The following is a 21,429-nucleotide window of genomic DNA, read 5'->3' as shown; positions in this document are numbered from 1 at the left end:
AACTTTTATGTTTGTCTATGTAAAATAATACTACATTTTTATACAGGAGCAATTGAATGGCTTTTATAGATTTTTCTTCTACATTACTTTTTACACCCGGCCCTACTCCTACACCAGAAGCACTTCGTTTGGCCATGGCACAGCCAACTATGCACCACCGCACAAAGGAGTTTGAGGCCATCTTTGGCAGTGTAAAAGCATCCTTAAAAGCCATGTGTGGAATGGAAACAGTTGTCATGCTAACAAGCAGTGGCACAGGGGCCATGCAAGCAGCTCTTAACACCTTTTGTAAAAAAGGTCTTTTAACTATTAATAGTGGAAAGTTTGGAGAGCGTTTTTCTTTAATAGCAAAAGCCTTTAATATCCCCCATATTGAGATAACTAATGAATGGGATACTCCAGCAAGCCTAAACTCCATAAAAGAAGCATTAGATATGTACCCAGATATGGATTCTATAAGTTTCCAGATCTGTGAATCTTCAGGTGGACTAGAACACCCTTATAAAGAAATAGCTGCTTTTGTAAAAAGCATTAATAAAAATATATTTGTAATAGTTGATGCCATAACTGCCCTAGGTGTAGAAAAGATAGATACTACCAACATAGATGTTTTAATAGGAGGCTCGCAAAAAGCCTTTATGCTACCACCAGGTCTTGCACTTTTAGGGCTAAGCAAAAAGGCTAAAAACTACGCACTAACAAACTCTAAGCACTACTACTTTAACCTAGCTAAAGAGATAAAATCCCAAGAAGATAACACAACAGCCTTCACTGCAGCAACCTCTCTTATAGTAGGTCTTAAAGCCTATTTTGATACTTATGGAGTGAGTTTAGATTCTATCTATCATCATACTTTAAAGCTTTCTCAAGCTACTAAGAAAGCTTTAGAATCTATAGATTTAGAGCTTTACCCAAAAGTAAGTGCTAACTGTATGACAGTTTTTAAAAGCGATGATGCTAATGAGATAATAAAACTTCTAGCTAAAAAGTACAAAATTATTTTGGCAAATGGGCAAGATAGACTAAAAGGCAAGGTTTGCAGGATTAATCACATGGGTTATGTGCCAGTTAATGAAGCAAGTTTTGTTGTAAACGCCATAGAGCTAGCCTTGCAAGACTTAGGTGTAAGAAAGTTTGAAGGAAGGGCTAATAAGGTCTTTTTAGAACATTTTTATAGTTTAGATTCACACTAGTTATCTAGTGTGAAAAACTTATCTCTAGATGTAATAGCTACTTAAAATACAAAATCTTAGCTATATATTTTTAGCTATGTATTTTTGTGCTATACGAAGGGCATTAGTAGCAGCACCCACTCTTATTTGATCAGCCACACAGAAAAGATGGATAATAGTTTTATCGCTTACATCTTGGCGGATACGACCAACATAAGTAAAGTCAGTATCAGTAGAGATAGTAGGCATAGGGTAGGAATCTTTTTGTATCTCATCTATAACTACTACATTTTCAGCCTTAGATAAAATCTCTCTTGCATCATCTGCATCTACAACTTGATCAAACTTAATGGTGATACTTTCACTGTGGCTTCTAAGCACTGGCACACGCACGCAAGTTGCGCTTACTTCAAAGTTAGAGTGCATGATCTTTTTAGTCTCATTAACCATCTTCATCTCTTCTTTTGTGTAGCTATTATCTAAAAATACATCTATGTGGGGGATGAGGTTAAAAGCTATTTGGTGTTTAAAAGCACTAGGAGTTAGCTTAGTTTTACCTTCTAAGTACTCTTTAGTTTGATTAAGCAACTCTTCCATGCCTTTTAGTCCAGCCCCACTTACAGCTTGATAAGTGCTTACATCAACACGTCTTATACCAAAGGCTTTATGAAGTGGATTTAAAATATGCACCATTTGTATGGTTGAACAGTTTGGATTAGCTATTATCCTACTTTCGTATTCAAAGATATCTTGAGGGTTAACTTCAGGGACTACTAAAGGCACATCAGGATTCATCCTAAAAAAACTAGTGTTATCTATAACTAAAGCTCCAGCATCTGCGGCGTGTTTTGCATACTTTTCACTTACACTACCACCTGCTGAGAAAAAGGCTATCTCTACACCTTCTTTTGCAAAGATAGATTCTGTAGTTTCTTTTATCTCTAAGTCCTTGCCTTTAAACTTTAACTTTTTGCCTGCACTTTTGCTACTTGCTAGCAAAACTAGCTTTGAGATGGGAAAATGTTCAGAATCTAAAAGCTTTAAAAGCTCTAACCCAACTGCGCCACTTGCTCCAACGATGGCTACTACGTATTGTTTTTCCATTTTTTATCCTTATATGTCTTTAGTAAAAGTAAGTTAGATTCTACCATTTAGCTTTATAAAAGCGTTACTTTGATACACTAGCTTTGAATCACAAGCAACTTTCACATATAAAGGAAGCCCTTTTAATGAATATACGCAACTTTTCTATCATAGCCCATATAGATCACGGTAAAAGCACCATAGCAGACTGTCTAATAAGCACTTGCGGCAGCATATCAAGCCGTGAGATGACTTCACAAGTTATGGACACTATGGATATAGAAAAAGAAAGAGGTATAACCATAAAGGCCCAGTCTGTGCGCTTAAACTATGAGTTAGAAGGTACAAAATATATTTTAAACCTTATAGATACTCCAGGGCACGTTGACTTTAGCTATGAAGTCTCTCGCTCTTTAAAGTCTTGTGAAGGCGTTTTGCTAGTAGTGGATGCAAGTCAAGGCGTGCAAGCCCAAACTATAGCTAATGTCTACATAGCCATAGAAAATAACCTTGAGATTATCCCAGTCATTAATAAGATAGACCTGCCAGCTAGCAATCCAGAAGCTGTCATAGAAGATATAGAATCTACTTTAGGCATAGACTGTTCTAACGCAGTACTAGTTAGTGCAAAAGATGGCAGAGGGATACCAGAGCTTTTAAAAGCTATAGTTGAGCTTATACCACCTCCTAAGGCTAGTCCAAAAGAGGCACCTTTAAAGGCTTTGATTTATGACTCGTGGTTTGATAACTATCTAGGCGCCCTTGCGCTAGTGCGTGTTTTTGAAGGAGAGATTAGCAAAGGGCAAAGAGTTATGCTTGTAAACTCTAAAGAAAGCCATGAAGTGCTATCTTTAACCTACCCTCACCCACTTTATAAAGAAAATGCTAAAAGCTTGCAAGCTGGCGAGATAGGTATCTTAAATCTTGGTCTTAAGACTTTAGATTCCTTAGCAGTGGGAGATACTATAACTGATGCTGCTAATCCTACTAAAACTGTCATTGAAGGTTTTAAGCCTGCTAAACCTTTTGTTTTTGCTGGCATTTATCCAATCGATACAGATAGATTTGAAGACTTAAGAGAGGCACTTAAAAAGTTACGCCTTAATGATAGCGCCCTAGTTTTTGAACCAGAATCTTCAGTGGCTTTAGGCTTTGGCTTTAGGGTAGGCTTTTTAGGGCTTTTGCACATGGAAGTGGTTAAAGAAAGGCTAGAGCGCGAGTTTAACTTAGAGCTTATAGCAAGTGCGCCTTCAGTTGTTTATGAAGTAGGACTAACTAATGGCGAAACTATATTTATAAGTAACCCCTATGAACTCCCTGCACCAAATACTATAGCCTATATAAAAGAGCCTTATGTTAGGGCTACTATCATAACACCTAGTGAGTTTTTAGGTAATGTCATCTCACTGCTTAGCTCTAAAAGAGGTGTGCAAGTTAATATGAGTTATCTTAATCAAACCCGCGTTATGCTAACTTATGACCTCCCAAGCAATGAGATAATAATGGACTTTTATGACAAGCTAAAAAGCCATACTAAAGGCTATGCTAGTTTTGATTATGAAGAACTAGATTATAAAGTTGGCAATCTTATAAAGCTTGATATTAGAGTAGCTGGAGAAGTAGTAGATGCCCTAAGCGTGATAATCGAAGAATCTAAAGCTTATGAGAAGGGAAGAAATCTAGTATCAGCCATGAAAGAAATCATCCCTAGACAACTTTTTGAAGTGGCCATACAAGCAAGCATAGGCAATAAAGTCATAGCTAGAGAGACAGTAAAATCTATGGGTAAAAATGTCACAGCTAAATGCTATGGTGGGGATATAACGCGTAAAAGAAAACTTTTAGAAAAACAAAAAGAAGGTAAAAAAAGACTTAAAGCTATAGGTAAAGTAGACATACCTCAAGAGGCATTTTTAGCGGTTTTAAAGATAGATTAACTTTATAGAATCTAGATTTTATAAGGCCCTAGGAGTAGCTATAAGCCGAGTTCTGTACTAAGCAATCATTTATCTTTTTCTTTATCTCACGATAAAGCTTTAGCGAATAGCTTTAATATTAAGACTTATTTAACCTGCTATTCTTGCTACGGATTGGGTTTACATGGCATTTATAATTGCTTATAAATCGGTAGGCTCTTACCCTGCCTTTTCACCCTTACTTTTATAGAATCTAGATTCTATAAAAGCGGTATATTTCTGTTGCACTTTCCCTTAGTTTACACTAGCCATTTGTTAAATGGAATCCTAAGTCTTTGTAGCTCGGACTTTCCTCTATATAAATAGCGATTGCTTGCTACTCCTAGGGGCGTTAAGTTTAGCAAAAAAAAGCTAAACTTCTTGCAAGCAAAAAATTGAAATTAACTTAAAGAACATAAGGCGTCATGAAAGTATTTTTCTTAGCACTATTATTATTTAGCTTTGGTCTTGCAAGGCCAGTTCTAGTAAAAACTACTCCCATAAAAGAAGGCTCCCTAGAAAAGCAAAGCGTTTTTATAGGGACTATAAACTATAAAGAAAGCTCACAAGTTGCCTCTCAAAGGCAAGGAGTAGTACAAGCTTTAAGGTTTAATGTTGGCCAAAGAGTTAAGAAGGGGCAAATTTTAGTAAGTCTTAATACTGATGTGCTTCAAAAAGAACTAGAAGTCAAAGAAGCAAAGATTGAAGAAGCAAAGTTTCAAGCCCAAAAGATTATAAATGAAGTAGCACGTTATAAAAACTTACTAGATGAAGATGCTATAGCACTTCAGCAGTATGAAAACTTAGAGTTTGAGTTAAAAGCTAAGATGGCAAATATAGCTAGTCTTCAAGCTGACTATGACCTTTCTAAAGAAGAGTTAACCCAGATGGATATAAAAGCCCCATTTGATGGCATAGTGATAAATAGGCTAACTAACATAGGCCAGTGGCTAAAAGTAGGAGACCCTGTAGCTTTGATACTAAATACTTCTCATATAGAAGTTATAGTTTATGTGCCTAGCGATATAGCCAAGTTTCAAAGGATGGGCTCTAAAGTTAATATGGATATAGATAATAAACACTATGTAGGTAGAATAACAGCCCTTATACCAAAGGCTGATGAGCTTTCTCGCACCTTTCCTATACACATCTCCTTGCCTTATAGGCCAAACTTTTTAGATGGCATGGCAGTAGAGGTTAGGCTTAATACTGAAGGGCTAGTTAAAGGCTATCTTGTGCCAAGAGATAGTGTAGTAGAGTATCAAGGAAGAACTGTAATCTTTATAGTGCAAAATGGCAGATCAAGGGCAGTTAATGTAAACTTGCTTTCTTTGCAAGAAAAGATAGCTGTAGTACAAGGCAATGTAAAAAGTGGCGACTTAGTAGTTGTAAGTGGTCAAGATAGACTACAAGACAACATAGAAGTTAACATACAACATACTAAACAAGATAGCAAGCCAAACACTAAAGCAAAAGTAACTAAAAAAGGCTAGTTTTGAGACACTCTATATTTTTCACCATTAATGTTTTATTCCTAGTGGCCTTAGTGCTTTTTTTAACCTTTTCTTACTTTTATGCCCACGTCCAACCAGAAGTTGAAAGCCTAAGGCAGTATAACAACATAGCAGCCTCAATAAACCGTCTTTTAAAGTATGACGCCAGCATAGATGAGATAAGGGCTTATCTTAAAAATATTAACTTTGTAGAGATAAAAGATATAAGAGATAAGATGAAACTTGAACTTCCTTCAGTTATGCCCTACTCTCTTGATAGGCGCGCAAGTGTAAAAATCTTACAAGTTTATAATGACATCTACATCTTGATACAAACTCATAGGGATATCTTTGTGTATAAAGATTCCACGCATTTTTCCTGGTCTAGATATCAAATCATAACGCTTATAGGCGTCTTAGCCCTTCTTTTAACCTACTTTTTACTAGTAAAAAGACTACTTCCTTTAAGAATCTTAAGACACGATATAGTGCGGGCCTCAAAAGGTGGAACTTTAAAAGAAGTAGATATGAGCCTTTATCAAAAAGATGAGATAGGCCAACTTGCCCTAAGCTTTAACATGGCAGTAGGTAGGATAAAAGCACTTAATCAATCTCGCGAACTTTTCTTACGTAGCATAATGCATGAGCTTAAAACTCCCATCACAGTAGGTAGGATAACTGCTGAGATGCTAGAAGACCAAAAGCAAAAAGAAAGGCTTTGTAAAGTCTTTGAGAGGCTTAATCAGCTTATAGATGAGTTTGCACGAGTAGAAGAGCTAGCTAGCAAAAGCTATAACCTAAATAAAAGCGAGTTTTTATTAGTTGATCTAATAAACTTTGTAAAAAAGATGCTTTTAATAGATGCTCTTAATGATCCTATAGAGCTAGTAGAAAGTAGTGACCTTGTAAAAGCAGACTTTGAGCTTTTTGCACTAAGCGTAAAAAACTTACTTGATAATGCTATCAAATACAGCACAAATGGCAAAGTAAAAGTTCAAAGCTCAAAGTGTGATCTAATCATCTCCAACCTAGGCGAGCCTTTGAAGATGAGCTTAAATGAGTACTTTAAGCCCTACTTTAAAGAAAAGAAAAATCCAAACTCAAAAGGCTTTGGACTAGGAATGTATATCATTAAAAACACACTTGATGCACAAGACCTAAAGATAGACTATAGCTATAAAGATGGCACAAACTACTTCATTATAAAAGATTGTATAGTGGAATCTTTTTGCGCCTTACCAGGGCAAGATTCTAAAAGTAAGGATTCTAGGGGGAAAGACTCTAAGGGTAAAGATTCTAAAAGCAGAGATTCTAAAAACTTAGAAGTATTTGATGTGTGAGTAATTACTGGCTTATAAAGCAACCTTGCCAAGGCTTATGATATATAAGGCCATACGCATGAAAGTTTGCCACTTCACATAGTACTTTAAAGACTTAAAGCAAGCTTTTAAGTAAGGAGAAAAAGATTTGCTTTTCCTTATATCATATCTATACTCTAACTCTATGACTGCTTTAAGTATATTTTGTGATCTTGCACTAGATTCCAAAAAGTACTTATTAGCACTTAGTGGAAGTATAGAATCTAGTTTATTAAACTCTTTTATAACTGCCTTCAAGTCTTCTATCCTAGTTAGCGTACTTACTGCGTCCTTTTTCCTAGTTATAGAACTAGAGCTTTCACAATAAATATAAAATCTTTCTTTTATCCCTATACTTTTTTTAGCCAAAGATAAAAGCATAAAAGTTGCTAGCACATCTTCTGCCATCTTTAATCTAGGCACATCTTCCATGTAAACCAAAGCATCTTTTAAAAAACTACTTCTAAAAAACTTAGCACATATCTGCCAAGGAGGAGTGCTATAGTCTAAAAATACTGCTTTTAATACATCATCTTTATATCTAGTGTGTGCTGGTATTTTTGGAGAGACCTTCTTCCAAGTCTTAGGGTCATACTCCATCCCAAAAAATGCAACATCAACTACTACGCCATCTTTACTTATGGAATCTAAAATCTTTGCTTTTAAAACTTCACAAGTTTTTAGATCTATATAGTCATCAGCATCTACAAATGTCATATACCTTCCACTTGCTTGCTTTATACCTTCTAAACGTGCGTGAAAAGTACCAAGATTTTTTACATTACGCACTAACTTTATACGTGCGTCTTTAGTGGAGTAGCTTGTGGCTATGTCCATAGAGTTATCAGATGAGCAGTCATCTACTACTACTATCTCTATATCTTTTAAGGTTTGATTTATACAAGATTCTAAGCAGCGCGCTATATAGTTTTCTACATTAAAAACTGGGATGATAATAGAGACAAAGATAGGACTTTGTTTTTTTAAAGCTTGTGATGTCTTTTCTTTATCGACTAGATTAGTAGTAGATGTTTCATCTTTTTTATTGCTTTTATGTTCTTCTGGCAAGATTAATCCTTATGCTTAAAGTTAAGACCTATACGCCTTTAATCTTTGTGCAATAAGAATCCCCTATAAATGCCTATGCGTTATATTAAAATTGTAACAACATAAAACTAAAACTTAATTAAAAAAAATATTTTAGATTCCAAACAAAGAGGCTTGCGCCACACCTTTGCTAGTCACTTAGCCATAAAAGGCACACCTATACAGATAATCCAAAAGCTACTAAATCATAAAGACATAAAAAAGACTATGCGTTACGCCCATCTTTTACCTACTAGCGGTAAAGAGTGGGTTGAAGGACTATGGAGCTAGTGCTTATCTAGTTTTTTTATCTTTATACTAAGATAAAGCACTTGTACACATAAGGCTAATATCAAAATACTTTGCGCTAGTTCTAACATTTTTTAACTCCTTGTAGTAAAATATTAATAGAAGCTTTGGTAAAAAAGAAAAGCTGTGGGCTAGCGTGGTAATCTACGCTAGCTTTTTTGCTATTTCTTTTTTATCAGGATTATCGCACTGAGTAATGTGATAATCGCTGAAACTAGGTTAATTATTGAGGTAATTAGTTCCATCGCTTCTGCTCCATGTTGAATTTGTTTTTAACTATTAATTAAAAACATAAAAATATTATACATAAATTACGTACATAAGTCAAGACTTCTATTAATAAAATATTAAAAATAACTATGTTAATATACTTAAAATATTAAAAAAGGCTATGTTATGACTTATGAAATGTTTTCAAATAAATTAAAAGAATTAAATTTAAGTAAAGAGGACTTTGCAAAACTGGTAAATATGCACTATCACTCTGTAGCAAACTGGAGTACTAGGGGTGTAGCTAGCTGGGTAGAGCCCTTTTTGCTTTACTATGAGAAGTCTAAAAAGCTTGATGAAGTATTAAATATGGTTGATAAGTATGTAAAAAAGTAAGAAGCATTTAGATGCTAAATTGATGTTTTTAAGAGGGCTTAAGGTAAGAAGTTCATTTTAAAAGTGATAGCTTTTTTTAAGGTTGTATGCATACCTGTAATTCTTAAAAACCCCATTATGTTTGTATCCCTACTAGTATCAATAAGTCCCCCACAAGACAAACTAATATCCATTTATGCTGCCTTTATAAGAGAGGTTTACATTATAAATATACTGCTTATCACTTGGTTTATGTGCAAAAAAGCTTTAAGTTAGGATTAAAAGCCTTAGTTTAGGGGATATGAAGTAGGTAAAAAGCCTAATTCATATTAAATTAGCCTTTAAAGTTAGTGTCTTTTAGCCTTTCTAGCTCTTGCTCTTTTAAAAGCAAATCAAACATTTTTATAGCCCATCCTAGGCAAAGGCGTAGCACCTCTGCTCCACTGCCCTATAATGCTTTGTGAAACACCTATTTTAAGCGCTAGCTCTTTTTGAGTTATGTCTAATCTCATACAAACTTCTTTTATGTATCCCACATCTTGCATATCTATCCTTTTAAATAAACTTTTCTCTAAGCCGCCCTAGCAAAAGCTAGGGGGTTATCTTAGAGAACGTTTAGAAAAAATGCTATAATAGTAACTATAGATGCTACTATACTTAAAAACGTATTCACATAAGTTTTAAGATTTTCATCTTCAAGCCTTATAGTTAGTTTTGTTACCAAGGGTCTAGGACACCCTTGTAACGATATATTTATACTTCAGAATCTTTTTATCCCTTAAATCTTTATAACTAAAAAAACAACATAAGGGTAAAGATGTTAAGTGCGAGCGCATTAAAAGAATTGGTTTTACTAAAGATAGAGGCCCAAGGCTTTAAAAGAACAAAAGAAAATGAAGTTTTTATAAAAAGTTTAGCCGAAGCTTTTATAGAACACATCACAACTGCAGGCGTTGTAAATACAAGCGTTACTACTCCTCAAGGTCTTGGAACTGGTATAGGGAAGATAAGCTAGTGAGTGTAGCAAAGCTTATAAGATTCTCCCAAAATCCTACATGGTATAATTGATAGTAGGATAAGACATCTTTTAAAAGAGTTATAAGAGTCCCCTAAAATCCTACATGTTATAATTCTAAAGTAGTTATAATCTATCCTCTTTTGTTATAAGAGTCCCCTAAAATCCTACATGTTATAATAACTATTTATATAAACGACCGCTTAAGGGAGTTATAAGAGTCCCCTAAAATCCTACATGTTATAATGCCTCACCTACACTTATCCCAGTTTTTTTAGTTATAAGAGTCCCCTAAAATCCTACATGTTATAATATAGGCGAGCGAGATATAGCTTATGCTATGGTTATAAGAGTCCCCTAAAATCCTACATGTTATAATAAAGCAAGCAAGAGCCCAAATTCAAAACTTAGTTATAAGAGTCCCCTAAAATCCTACATGTTATAATTCTAAAAATTTTACAAATGGATTTATGTTAGTTATAAGAGTCCCCTAAAATCCTACATGTTATAATTAGATTAGGTTGTTCGATATGAACAAAGGTGTTATAAGAGTCCCCTAAAATCCTACATGTTATAATTAGATTGCAAAATGGGTTTAGTGGTTATTTGTTATAAGAGTCCCCTAAAATCCTACATGTTATAATAGATGATATTAGATACTTTAGATACTTGCGGTTATAAGAGTCCCCTAAAATCCTACATGTTATAATCAAGGGCATTATAAAGGCTCATTGAAGGAGGTTATAAGAGTCCCCTAAAATCCTACATGTTATAATAAAAAAAGTGTTTTTATGGCTAGCGATTTAGTTATAAGAGTCCCCTAAAATCCTACATGTTATAATAAAAAGACATCGCCGTACTTGGTAATTTCTGTTATAAGAGTCCCCTAAAATCCTACATGTTATAATTTAGTGGTTTGTTGTTTTGGGGAGCTTTTGGGTTATAAGAGTCCCCTAAAATCCTACATGTTATAATATAGGCGCTTAGTTGCTAATAATGTCTTACGTTATAAGAGTCCCCTAAAATCCTACATGTTATAATTAAAATATGTCTAAACCTATACTTTCAATAGTTATAAGAGTCCCCTAAAATCCTACATGTTATAATCTTGCTACCCAAATGAAGTAGTGGTTTTTGGTTATAAGAGTCCCCTAAAATCCTACATGTTATAATTGTGCCTAGCCTTTAATCTTTCGCTTTAAAGTTATAAGAGTCCCCTAAAATCCTACATGTTATAATCTCGTAGTCATACTCTCTTAGGCCTATAGAGTTATAAGAGTCCCCTAAAATCCTACATGTTATAATAGTCTATAAGTCAACTGTGCTTTTTGAATGGTTATAAGAGTCCCCTAAAATCCTACATGTTATAATAGTAGAAAACTTTAGTCTAGAAGTTATAGAGTTATAAGAGTCCCCTAAAATCCTACATGTTATAATAGTCTTTAACTATCCTAGCCCTATCAACTAGTTATAAGAGTCCCCTAAAATCCTACATGTTATAATTGTAAAGATACTAACTTTAGAAGGAAACAAGTTATAAGAGTCCCCTAAAATCCTACATGTTATAATGAGGCAAGCTATAAAACATACACTTTATGGGTTATAAGAGTCCCCTAAAATCCTACATGTTATAATTCTATCTTGATAATCTTTTATGATTTTTTCTGGTTATAAGAGTCCCCTAAAATCCTACATGTTATAATCCTACCTCATCATCAGGCAAGGAATATAGGGTTATAAGAGTCCCCTAAAATCCTACATGTTATAATACAAAAATATTATGGCTATTGGAACACCAAGTTATAAGAGTCCCCTAAAATCCTACATGTTATAATCATAACAGATGAAACTCTTAGAAATTATTTGTTATAAGAGTCCCCTAAAATCCTACATGTTATAATAAGTACTTTAAAGCTGTTTCATTATCTTTAGTTATAAGAGTCCCCTAAAATCCTACATGTTATAATCGCCCTGCAATCGTTGGAGTACTAGCAACAGTTATAAGAGTCCCCTAAAATCCTACATGTTATAATCTTATTGTCTCTTCTTCAGTTTGTTCTTGTGTTATAAGAGTCCCCTAAAATCCTACATGTTATAATTAATAGTTTATGAATTTAAAAAACAAAAAAGTTATAAGAGTCCCCTAAAATCCTACATGTTATAATCAGTCTCTACTTTGGGTGCTTCACTTTTATGTTATAAGAGTCCCCTAAAATCCTACATGTTATAATTATGCTTTTCTTTGCTGCATAAGAATAAAAGTTATAAGAGTCCCCTAAAATCCTACATGTTATAATTAGCATCATAAAGCTTTTTAGCTATCTCGTGTTATAAGAGTCCCCTAAAATCCTACATGTTATAATACAAACGTGTATTTATGGCTAGTGATTTAGTTATAAGAGTCCCCTAAAATCCTACATGTTATAATCCACTTGATATAAAAGCCACTCGTAAATCCAGTTATAAGAGTCCCCTAAAATCCTACATGTTATAATTCTATTAAAGTAGGGCTAAGCTTATTAGAGGTTATAAGAGTCCCCTAAAATCCTACATGTTATAATCGCGTTTCAGCAAAGACGCAAATAAAAACAGTTATAAGAGTCCCCTAAAATCCTACATGTTATAATAATCATTGCCGTTAACTGAAATATCAGCTAGTTATAAGAGTCCCCTAAAATCCTACATGTTATAATTCAATTTTTGCAAACTCAGCTATATTTTTTGTTATAAGAGTCCCCTAAAATCCTACATGTTATAATATTGCAATAATTCCGTTATTAGATTGTTTTGTTATAAGAGTCCCCTAAAATCCTACATGTTATAATTCAATTTTTGGATTTGATATAGCTAGTAAGGTTATAAGAGTCCCCTAAAATCCTACATGTTATAATTCCAAAGGATTTGCCGCACCACTCAAACGCGTTATAAGAGTCCCCTAAAATCCTACATGTTATAATTTATACTAGTAGTTTTTAGAGTACTTAAATGTTATAAGAGTCCCCTAAAATCCTACATGTTATAATACGTGATGGGATTGGGCCCGTAATATAGGGATTTAAAAGCATATTTTTAGAGCTTAAAAAAGTTTTAAACTTTAAAATGCTATACTTCAAATCTCTGAAGGTAGGATTTCAGGGGACTCTTATAATAAGACTTAAGATTTTAAAGTCTTAAGTCGTACACACGTGGATTTACCACGGTTTTCTTAAAGCCAAGATCTTCTGGGTCTTGTCTTAAGAAATATATAAAACATTTTTCATATAGACACGCTTTTTGTTCATCAACCTATCACTAACTAGCTATATTTTTTATATATCTTTCATCTAACACAGGTAGTTGCAGATGTTCCCTCTCTCCTAAGATAACTTGTAAGTAAGACCCTATACTTTGCTCTATTGCAGTATCTATCAAATAATATTTATCATCCACACAGATTTTGTGATCAAAGATTCTAAGTAGATGCTTTTTATCACTTGGGCTTAGTATAAACTCTTGACTTTCTATGCTATTAGCAACTCCACAAACTTCAAGATAGTTAGTAACATAGGCATCCACAAAAGCCCTAAAAACTTCTAAAAAATCATCAGCAAGATTAAAGCTATTTAAAAAAGAGTTATGGTGTATGCCAAGACTAGGAAGCAAACCCTTAGCAGCACAAACTCTCGCACACTTTGCACGAAGCAGTGCATAGGTATAGTTAAGCATAATGTTGGCTGGGTTTTCATCTCGTCTGTTAAACCTAGCCCCAAAAAGTGCTTTGAAGTATTCCTTTGCGGCAACTGCTTCCTTGTTACCTTTATCATCTGGCAAGACTTTTGAAGCAATGGTCTTTAAGATCTTATAGCTTTCTTTTTGTTTTAAATGCAGAAAGTTTGCAGAGTTTGTAATCTTTGCTTTGATTATCTCTTGCCACAAAAGTCCTAACTGTTTTTGACGCATCTTTACCTGCTTGCGTATGTGCAAAGAAGCTGTGCTATGTGTTTGAAAGGGAAGTAAGATAGAAGTTGGCATGTGCGTGCTATCACAAAGCACTAAAAGCACGTTATTTTGCGCTAAGGAGACTAAAACGTGCTTAGTAAGCACACTATTATAAGAATCTATAACTACAGATGACAACAAGTCTAAAGGCAGACTAACTTCTTCTTTTAGCTTATCTTTATCACAGAGTAAAAGATTCCCATGTTTTATGCTTAGTATAGTATCTGTACTTACATAGACGTTTAAAGTTGCCACTTATCACTCCTTTGCTTTGTAAGATCTTATAAGCTTTGCTTGCTCCTCTCCATACTCTCTTAAGTCTCTTAGCATGATTTTCTTAGCTTTAGGGAAATAGACGTATCTGCCTTCTTTATTTCTTCTATAAACCTTTCCCAAAACATCAACTTGCAATTTTTCAAGTCTAACTATCTTAGCTTGTAAGCCGCCTATAGTTGGTGTTTTTTGTTCTATCTGCTCTGTTAATTTACCACCTTTTACTAATGCTAATTTTTGATGTATTATTGGATGTATAAGATTGACTTGTGCATTTGTTATGTCGATGCCACTTAGGTAATATACATACTCTTTTGTTTTATTATCCTCTTTAATTTCATAATATATAAGATCATTTTTATAAAGTGTATCTACGTATTTATAAACTAGGTTTCCACTCTCATCTATCTTATTGCTCATATCTCTTTTATCGTAAGGTATTTTTGCGACTATTTGAACTTTAGCAGTTTTATCATCTTTAATCTTGTCTGAGAAATACACTACACCTATATGAAAAGTATCTTTTTTGGTTTTATAAAGAAGAAATTTTTGTTGTGATCCCTTATTGGCCACGCCATCACGCACAAATAGTTTATTAACTATATTATTATCAGTTCCTTTATCTTCTATACTTATCTTGCACTCTAAAAGCTCTACCTTATTTTTTTTATGGAAGTAATCTAGTAAAGGTTTAAAACTAGTAGAGTTTTCATCTCCTTCATCTCTTATAATATAAGTTACTAGCAAGTTATATAGATACTTAGCTCCACTATCTTTTTGGACTAGAGATTCCAAAGTTTCATTTATGTTTTGTTTGATTTTACTTTTATCTTTTTCGCCTTTTATATCTAGCTTTGATAGTAGATCTCTAAGTAAAACTCTTTTTATCACCACTAGATTTTCTGCACTGTACTTACTTAGATCTTTTATGACTATCTCACACTTTAAAAGCTCAACTTCCTCTTTTTTTTGAAAAATCTTTAGTAGTTTTTTATATGCTGGACAATCTTTTTTCTTTTCATTTTGTAAAAACTCTTTTAGTAAACTATATAGCTTCTTATTATTATCATCTTTACCATATAAAAGTTCTAAAGATTCTATATTTAGGCTTTCAAGAGGTATAGATAATGTTGGTATAGGATTTATCTTAAGTTGTTGAAACATATCTTTAGTTACTTTAAGATACCTTCCATCTTTTTTATAACGTATTGAGTTTATAGTCTCTTCGTGAGTATCGCCGTGCTCTTTTAGTCTATCTACCTTGCGGCTTGGGAAGATTTCTTGTAAGTTTTGACGCACTTTTTCTTTCATGTTTAAGATAGGTTCGCTATTATGCAGTGCTTTTAAAAGTGCTTTTTCTATCTTGGCGTTTTTAGACTTAGCTTCTTCTCCGTTAGTAAAGTCACTTTCATGCTTGATTGCTTCGTTTGATACCTTTTGTATGATGCTTTGAGTGGTACAAGCTATGATTATGGCATCTTCTGCGTGGTGAGTATGAAGTTTTCTATCTTTTTTATAACGCTCTATGCTAACAGAATCTTCATTTTTTTCTTGCGTTCCTATATGCCAAAGATTACGCATGATAGTGGTTGTGTTGCCATTACGAACATACACCCTTTGGCGTGTTGTGCCATCTTCATTTTTATCTGTAAGATCACTACAGTTGCCTTCAAACTGAAGATGGCGCTCTATATAGTTTTTTATAAACTTGCCTGCATATCTTGTATCACTTAACACACGCCCACTTTTTAAGCTATCTTCAAGTTTAGTCTCAAGCTCTTCTTTTGTGATAAGCAAGTTTGCCTCTTTTGTCTTTTGTAGGTGCAATATTTTAACCCCGCTTATATATGCTTCTTTGTCTTCATCATTAGTAAACATAAGCATAGGTATCCTGTTGCCCTTTTTTTGATTACAATCTCTATGGACTAGAATCTTATTTGAAAAGCTATTATCAAAACTTATGGAGTAAGGGATAATATGATCTATCTCATAGCTATCAAGTTCGTGCTTATTTAGCTTTTTTGGATTTCCGTTTTCATCTTTACAGTATGGACACTGATAGTCTTGATTTAAAAGCAGTCTTGCTTTTAGCCAAGTTTTTTTACTTGCGTTTTTATCTACAAGCTGTTTTGCATTTTCATTTTCATTTTTAAAAAACTTATTTTGCTCTATCTCTCTTCTTTTTTCCTCTTCAGTTTTTGGCAAGTCGCGTGCTAGCTCTATATGCACATAGTCAAATTTATGGCGCTTTTTAAGGATAGTATTTATTAGTATCACTACTTGATTGGCTATCTTTCTAAGTTTTGGATTAGTTGCAAAGATAAGGTTTTCTTTTTGAGCCTTTGTTATAGTTGGTAAGTGTTTATATTTTTTAGTGTTATCTTGGAGTTTATAGCCTGCACTCTGGCAAGCTTCTATATACTTTTGCCCTTGCAATAAAAAGGGCTCTATATTTTTTAGGGCTTTTAGACTTAGGTTAGAGGTGCCTAATATGCCACTTTCAAAAAGACCTATAAGGCTTTCTTCTAGCTCTAGTCTACCTTGGCTATCTAACTCTTTTTGTAACTTTTCTTGAAAAGTCACATAGTCTTTTTGTATGCTAAAGATTTCAACTATAGAATCTACATATTCTCTATTACCTAAAGCTGAAGCTAAATCATTTACAGAGTAATGTTCTAAAATCTTTTTTATCTTATCTTGCTTATAAAAAATTTCATTTTTTTCTATAGCTTCATAATCTTTTTTAATCTTGCTATAAAACTTTTTATAATCTGGAATATTTCCATTTTTATCAAGGCTGCTTTCAAGCAAGGATATAAAGTTTGTTTCATCATTTATACTACTAGCTAGTTGATAGCGTAAGGCAGGGAATGTTTTAATAGTGCTTTCATCACTAAGCTTGCACCCTTCTAAGCCTTTTTTTATAAACTCTTGGCATTTTTGTGCATAGTTTATATCCTTAAACTTAGCTTGCAATATTAAGACATCCCTTAAGTCTTTATAGGTTAGCTGACATCCTTTTTCAAAAAAGAGACTTGTTAGGATACTTAAGTGTTCTGTGCTAAGACTTTTATCATCAAACTTAAGATTATTTAACTTTTGCAAGAGGACGCTAAGTATAGTAGTTAAGGCATGTTTAGGTGCACGGAGTTCATCTTTCTCAAAAGTACACTTGCCTAGCATCTTTATAAGCTGTTCTGTACTTAGGGCTGGGGCTTTATAGTTTATAATATCTACTACCTTGTCTATAAAGTTAGAATCTAGCTCTTTGTAAAACTCTGCTTGTTTTTGCAGAATCTTCCTCACTTCATCTTCTATCATATCCTTATCTGCCATTGATACATTTCTATATTTTTTATAAGCAGGTTGCGTTTCTACTTCTGCAGCCTTTTTTACTAAGTACGCTCCAAATGTAGAATCCCCCATATGTTTCTTAGCATTTATGATCTTAGTTTTACTGCCTTCTTTATCTGTGTCTTTCTTTTTTTTAGATTCCTCTAACACTGGACCTGAACGATAGCCTCTGTGCCTGCATATATGATACATAATGGCAAAGATTTCATCTTTTTCCAGCCTTTCTTTGATTCCAAGTTCGCGTAGGTTATATGGAACTAGCGTTTTGTTATCCCTTGTCTTTCTTATCTTTCCAAGGAAGTTTATAAAGAAACTATCATGGTCATAGTCTGAGTTTAAAAAACCTATATCTCTAAAGATAGATTCCATCTCTTGCATACGTTTATGGCGGCGAACAAAGCGATTGCGATTACTTTTATTGGCTCTGCGCACAGCACTTAAAGGTACGCTAAACCTATCTTCACTTAGTTTATCAAAAAGCCTAACGCCAGACAACACTATGTGGCTTTTTTCTTTACACTCTCTTTCTCTTTCTTTATCTTTCTTTGTGCTTTCATGAATCTCAACTATGGCATAACCAATAGATTCTGTCCCTATATCAAGTCCTAGTACTTTTTTGGTCTTTACGTTATCCTTACCCATGCTTGAACCTTATGTATTAATTTTGTTTTTATTAATTAAGTATTATATATAAATTTATTTATTATACTCTAAAAATATAGTTATAAGATTTAATTCTTATTCTTATAAAAAGACTATTGGAGAACTTTGTGAATGGAGAAATATTAATGAGGGTTTTGGTTATGTTTGATTTGCCAGTTACAACTAGCGAAGAAAGGAGCGAGGCATCTAAGTTTAGGGCACACTTGCTTAGACTTGGATTTTTAATGATTCAGTTTTCTGTTTATAGTAGGATTATAAAAGGTGTGGAATCTTCAAAAAGACTATGCGCTAAGATAAAAACTGCCCTACCAAAGAATGGAAACGTTAAGATGCTAGAGATAACTGATAGACAGTATGAAAATATGCACATACTTATAGGAGCTCCTAAAAAACGCAGCGAAAAGATAGATTTAGGTAGAAGTTTATTTGACTTCTAAGTTTTAAAGATAAATTAAAAGTGTAGGTAAAACTTTATTATATAAATGATTTTTGACTATTTATGGAGTATAATCCCACTCCCAATAGATTTAAATTTATTTATGTTATAAGAGTCCCCTTTCTCAACCATATATCATAGTTTTTATGATGCATTAAACATATTGGTATTGTAGTGATTTTTTAATATTGAGATTGCTATGAATTTTTTACTGTTGAAAGAAATTTTTAGATGTGCTTCTATGAGACCTAATCGTTAATTTGGACAAATGTAAACGGTGCGCGCCTGCACAAAAAAAATATTAAATATCCGCAAGACAAGACTTTTGTAAAATCTCGGCTTTTGGAAGCCACAGTTAACAGAGTTAACCGGTGTGTACAACTAGGACGTGCATCCTAGTCTTATTATAAGAGTCCTCTGAATCCCTATCAGCTGAAATACTACAATATAAATGATTAATATTGTCTTAAGTTTTCAAAACTTACTTTTAAGGCCCTAAAATAGAGCTCTAAACCTATCTAATAGTATAACACATAAGAATTTAGGGGACTCTTATAACTATGTTCAATATATGCCTAAATTTAACCAGAGTATAACACATAAGAATTTAGGGGACTCTTATAACTACGGGAACATTTTCTTTGATATTTTTTTCAGTATAACACATAAGAATTTAGGGGACTCTTATAACCTAATTTAGCATCTACTTCAGTGCTACTAGAGTATAACACATAAGAATTTAGGGGACTCTTATAACAATTACCAAGTATGGCGATGTCTTTTTAAGAGTATAACACATAAGAATTTAGGGGACTCTTATAACTTTTCAAAGTGGTGAACACATAGTTAGAAGAGTATAACACATAAGAATTTAGGGGACTCTTATAACTGAAAACTTAAGTAACTTAAATCCTACTAGAGTATAACACATAAGAATTTAGGGGACTCTTATAACGCCTTAGGAAGTACATATATTTATGATGGTAGTATAACACATAAGAATTTAGGGGACTCTTATTTGGTCCTAGATATATTGTTACGCTACTGTTTTAGATAAGGGTTATGCTCGCTGAAAGCCCTATCGTCCTGATCCTCCCATTTTTCATGCTCTTGTTTCCTTTAGTTTGCATAGCTTTCCCAGGTGTGGGGATATAGATGTATAATCTAAAAATGCCATAATAGCTTATGGCTACTTTTGTCTTACGGCATCGTTTCACTTTTGATTCTATTAATAAGATTCTAAAAGTTCCAGTCTAGTTGTTTGCGTTGTATGAAGTATACACTTATAGACATTTTCTTTACACTCTAGCGCTTTAGTATTTGTGCTTATCTCATACTCATGATAGCTGATAAAAATAAAATACTTTAGAATCTTCCCATAAAAATCCAAAGCACCATCACAATCCTTATAATACTCCATTACGATTTTTGTTAGATGCTCTAACGCTTCTTCTTCACTACATTTAAAAAACTTACTACCATCTAGCCTCAAACATCCCTCTAGATATATTTCCCCAGCCTCTAAAACCATCATGCTCATAAAACACATAGATATAAAGATGTCATTCCTAAGTGTATATGCCTCTTCATAGTGCTTGGTTATAATATCATGCGGGATACACTCATCTAAACTAAACAAAAATGCCTTTCGTGCCTACCTCTGCTCAAAAAATGGCAAGGTAAAAAATATACTCACCTAAACTTTTTACTTCCATAAATTTATAGTGGTTTTTTACAAAAGAAACTGTATATTTGTAGCCCTTATTACGCGTGCACTCTCTTAGTTTTTCATTTCTTATAGAGCCATCACACTTGCCCACTAGATGCATTTTATATATTTGTTGAAAGTCGGCTATAAATTCTACAAATAAACTAAAACGCAATATGTGGTTTTAAAACTTTATCTCTATAAAAACTAAGGAGACTATTTATTATTTTACTTTTCTAGTTTATTTACTAACTATTGCAACATGGCCAGCATAGGCATCTAGCCCATTATTATCATGGATATCACACTTAAAACGCTATCTTAAATCATTCTTCTTTGCAAACTCTAGTGCATATCTATAATACTCTTCTGCCCTCTCCTTTGTTTTTTCTACTGCATTTCTTTTGCCTATATCTTCGAAAAGAACTTATATAAAATACCAAAAATCCATACCTTAGACTTCTGCCCTTAGTGGCAAATGGCAGAGTTTGTCCAAAAAAAAAAAAATAAATCAAAAGCGCAGACACGCACAAAGGTCATTAGGCTTTAAAAATATCTTTAAATAAACTAATATAAGCATCAGCTACTCATAAGTTACATTGAATATTTTTGTCACAAAGTTGACAGGATTGAGCATGAAAATATTAAGAGGGGATGAAAATAAAAGGTGTATTAATCATACTAAAAATCAAAAAATCAATAAGTCTAAAAAGAATTAGAAAAATTAAAAAAGAGAGGTAAACGATAAAAAATAAGTTTTAAGATTAAAAAGTATTAAAAAGATTCAAGGAAAAACTAAAAAACATAAAACTTTAGAGAAGAATCTAAAACTTAGTACAACCAAAAAGCCCAAAGCTTGTTAATAACTAAAATACTAAAAAGTATTAAAAAAGAAAGAAGAATTAAAAACTAAAAAAATTAAATAATTAAAGAATCTAAAAAAATATTAAGTGTTATAAGC

Annotated in this window: 14 protein-coding genes, 1 other RNA gene and 2 CRISPR repeat arrays; of the genes, 8 read left to right on the top strand and 7 right to left on the bottom strand. The window is 33.3% G+C overall.

Annotated elements, in window-relative coordinates; all coding sequences use genetic code 11:
* Positions 1–56 precede the first annotated feature (56 nt).
* Positions 57–1,193, top strand: a complete 1,137-nt coding sequence (locus BKH43_RS03905) for an aminotransferase class V-fold PLP-dependent enzyme (protein ID WP_095228783.1) — start codon at positions 57–59, stop codon at positions 1,191–1,193.
* 60 nt (positions 1,194–1,253) lie between these two features.
* Here BKH43_RS03905 and BKH43_RS03900 read toward each other — a convergent pair whose 3' ends face one another.
* The gene (locus tag BKH43_RS03900) at positions 1,254–2,276 is read right to left on the bottom strand and encodes an aspartate-semialdehyde dehydrogenase (protein WP_095228781.1); all 1,023 of its coding nucleotides are present in this window, start codon (positions 2,274–2,276) and stop codon (positions 1,254–1,256) included.
* Between the two features lie 125 nt (positions 2,277–2,401).
* Here BKH43_RS03900 and lepA point away from each other — a divergent pair, with 125 nt between their 5' ends.
* Positions 2,402–4,192: a translation elongation factor 4 gene (gene lepA / locus BKH43_RS03895; RefSeq protein ID WP_095228779.1), complete on the top strand. Its 1,791-nt coding sequence runs from the start codon at positions 2,402–2,404 to the stop codon at positions 4,190–4,192.
* Positions 4,193–4,217: 25 nt separating this feature from the next.
* Here the strand turns inward: lepA and rnpB are convergent.
* Positions 4,218–4,556: RNase P RNA component class A (gene rnpB / locus BKH43_RS03890), an RNA gene on the bottom strand.
* A gap of 79 nt (positions 4,557–4,635) precedes the next feature.
* Here rnpB and BKH43_RS03885 point away from each other — a divergent pair.
* Entirely contained in the window at positions 4,636–5,703 is a 1,068-nt protein-coding gene (locus tag BKH43_RS03885; RefSeq protein ID WP_095228777.1) for an efflux RND transporter periplasmic adaptor subunit, read from the top strand.
* Positions 5,704–5,705: 2 nt separating this feature from the next.
* Positions 5,706–7,043, top strand: coding sequence for an ArsS family sensor histidine kinase (locus BKH43_RS03880; protein ID WP_095228775.1), 1,338 nt, complete (start codon positions 5,706–5,708; stop codon positions 7,041–7,043).
* A 12-nt stretch (positions 7,044–7,055) separates the two neighbouring features.
* On the opposite strand, the gene BKH43_RS03875 is transcribed toward BKH43_RS03880, so the two are convergent.
* Complete coding sequence (locus tag BKH43_RS03875) at positions 7,056–8,129, bottom strand: glycosyltransferase family 2 protein (protein ID WP_172402302.1); 1,074 nt, start codon at positions 8,127–8,129, stop codon at positions 7,056–7,058.
* A gap of 153 nt (positions 8,130–8,282) precedes the next feature.
* On the opposite strand from BKH43_RS03875, the gene BKH43_RS03870 reads away from it, so the two are divergent.
* Both BKH43_RS03870 and BKH43_RS03865 read left to right on the top strand, forming a co-directional pair.
* Positions 8,283–8,438 (top strand): tyrosine-type recombinase/integrase, encoded by a 156-nt coding sequence (locus BKH43_RS03870; protein ID WP_216358491.1) that lies wholly within the window; start codon positions 8,283–8,285, stop codon positions 8,436–8,438.
* Positions 8,439–8,852: 414 nt separating this feature from the next.
* Positions 8,853–9,062: a hypothetical protein gene (locus BKH43_RS03865; RefSeq protein WP_095228769.1), complete on the top strand. Its 210-nt coding sequence runs from the start codon at positions 8,853–8,855 to the stop codon at positions 9,060–9,062.
* 371 nt (positions 9,063–9,433) lie between these two features.
* On the opposite strand, the gene BKH43_RS03860 is transcribed toward BKH43_RS03865, so the two are convergent.
* On the bottom strand, positions 9,434–9,586 hold the full coding sequence (locus BKH43_RS03860; protein ID WP_095228767.1) for a helix-turn-helix transcriptional regulator: 153 nt from the start codon (positions 9,584–9,586) through the stop codon (positions 9,434–9,436).
* A 272-nt stretch (positions 9,587–9,858) separates the two neighbouring features.
* On the opposite strand from BKH43_RS03860, the gene BKH43_RS03855 reads away from it, so the two are divergent.
* Entirely contained in the window at positions 9,859–10,056 is a 198-nt protein-coding gene (locus BKH43_RS03855) for a hypothetical protein (protein WP_095228765.1), read from the top strand.
* Between the two features lie 14 nt (positions 10,057–10,070).
* Positions 10,071–13,079: a CRISPR direct-repeat array (repeat unit 36 nt; unit sequence GTTATAAGAGTCCCCTAAAATCCTACATGTTATAAT).
* A gap of 268 nt (positions 13,080–13,347) precedes the next feature.
* On the opposite strand, the gene cas1 is transcribed toward BKH43_RS03855, so the two are convergent.
* Positions 13,348–14,289 (bottom strand): type II CRISPR-associated endonuclease Cas1, encoded by a 942-nt coding sequence (cas1, locus tag BKH43_RS03850; RefSeq protein WP_095228763.1) that lies wholly within the window; start codon positions 14,287–14,289, stop codon positions 13,348–13,350.
* A 3-nt stretch (positions 14,290–14,292) separates the two neighbouring features.
* Entirely contained in the window at positions 14,293–18,303 is a 4,011-nt protein-coding gene (gene cas9, locus BKH43_RS03845) for a type II CRISPR RNA-guided endonuclease Cas9 (protein WP_095228761.1), read from the bottom strand.
* Between the two features lie 128 nt (positions 18,304–18,431).
* On the opposite strand from cas9, the gene cas2 reads away from it, so the two are divergent.
* Positions 18,432–18,761: a CRISPR-associated endonuclease Cas2 gene (gene cas2, locus BKH43_RS03840; RefSeq protein WP_095228759.1), complete on the top strand. Its 330-nt coding sequence runs from the start codon at positions 18,432–18,434 to the stop codon at positions 18,759–18,761.
* A gap of 522 nt (positions 18,762–19,283) precedes the next feature.
* Positions 19,284–19,781: a CRISPR direct-repeat array (repeat unit 36 nt; unit sequence AGTATAACACATAAGAATTTAGGGGACTCTTATAAC).
* Positions 19,782–19,988: 207 nt separating this feature from the next.
* Here the strand turns inward: cas2 and BKH43_RS03835 are convergent.
* Positions 19,989–20,399 carry a hypothetical protein gene (locus BKH43_RS03835; protein ID WP_095228757.1) on the bottom strand — a complete coding sequence of 137 codons (411 nt, stop codon included), beginning with the start codon at positions 20,397–20,399 and terminating at the stop codon, positions 19,989–19,991.
* Positions 20,400–21,429: the final 1,030 nt, after the last annotated feature.

This window comes from Helicobacter sp. 13S00401-1 (assembly GCF_002272925.1).
Classification (GTDB): Bacteria; Campylobacterota; Campylobacteria; order Campylobacterales; family Helicobacteraceae; genus Helicobacter_I.
This window is presented reverse-complemented; position numbering and strand designations above follow the sequence as displayed.

Bases quoted from the DNA above. Each gene is read 5' to 3' on its own strand.
- BKH43_RS03905 (WP_095228783.1), top strand. From the start codon at position 57: ATGGCTTTTATAGATTTTTCTTCTACATTACTTTTTACACCCGGCCCT.
- BKH43_RS03900 (WP_095228781.1), bottom strand. From the start codon at position 2,276: ATGGAAAAACAATACGTAGTAGCCATCGTTGGAGCAAGTGGCGCAGTT.
- lepA (WP_095228779.1), top strand. From the start codon at position 2,402: ATGAATATACGCAACTTTTCTATCATAGCCCATATAGATCACGGTAAA.
- BKH43_RS03885 (WP_095228777.1), top strand. From the start codon at position 4,636: ATGAAAGTATTTTTCTTAGCACTATTATTATTTAGCTTTGGTCTTGCA.
- BKH43_RS03865 (WP_095228769.1), top strand. From the start codon at position 8,853: ATGACTTATGAAATGTTTTCAAATAAATTAAAAGAATTAAATTTAAGT.
- BKH43_RS03860 (WP_095228767.1), bottom strand. From the start codon at position 9,586: ATGCAAGATGTGGGATACATAAAAGAAGTTTGTATGAGATTAGACATA.
- BKH43_RS03855 (WP_095228765.1), top strand. From the start codon at position 9,859: ATGTTAAGTGCGAGCGCATTAAAAGAATTGGTTTTACTAAAGATAGAG.
- cas9 (WP_095228761.1), bottom strand. From the start codon at position 18,303: ATGGGTAAGGATAACGTAAAGACCAAAAAAGTACTAGGACTTGATATA.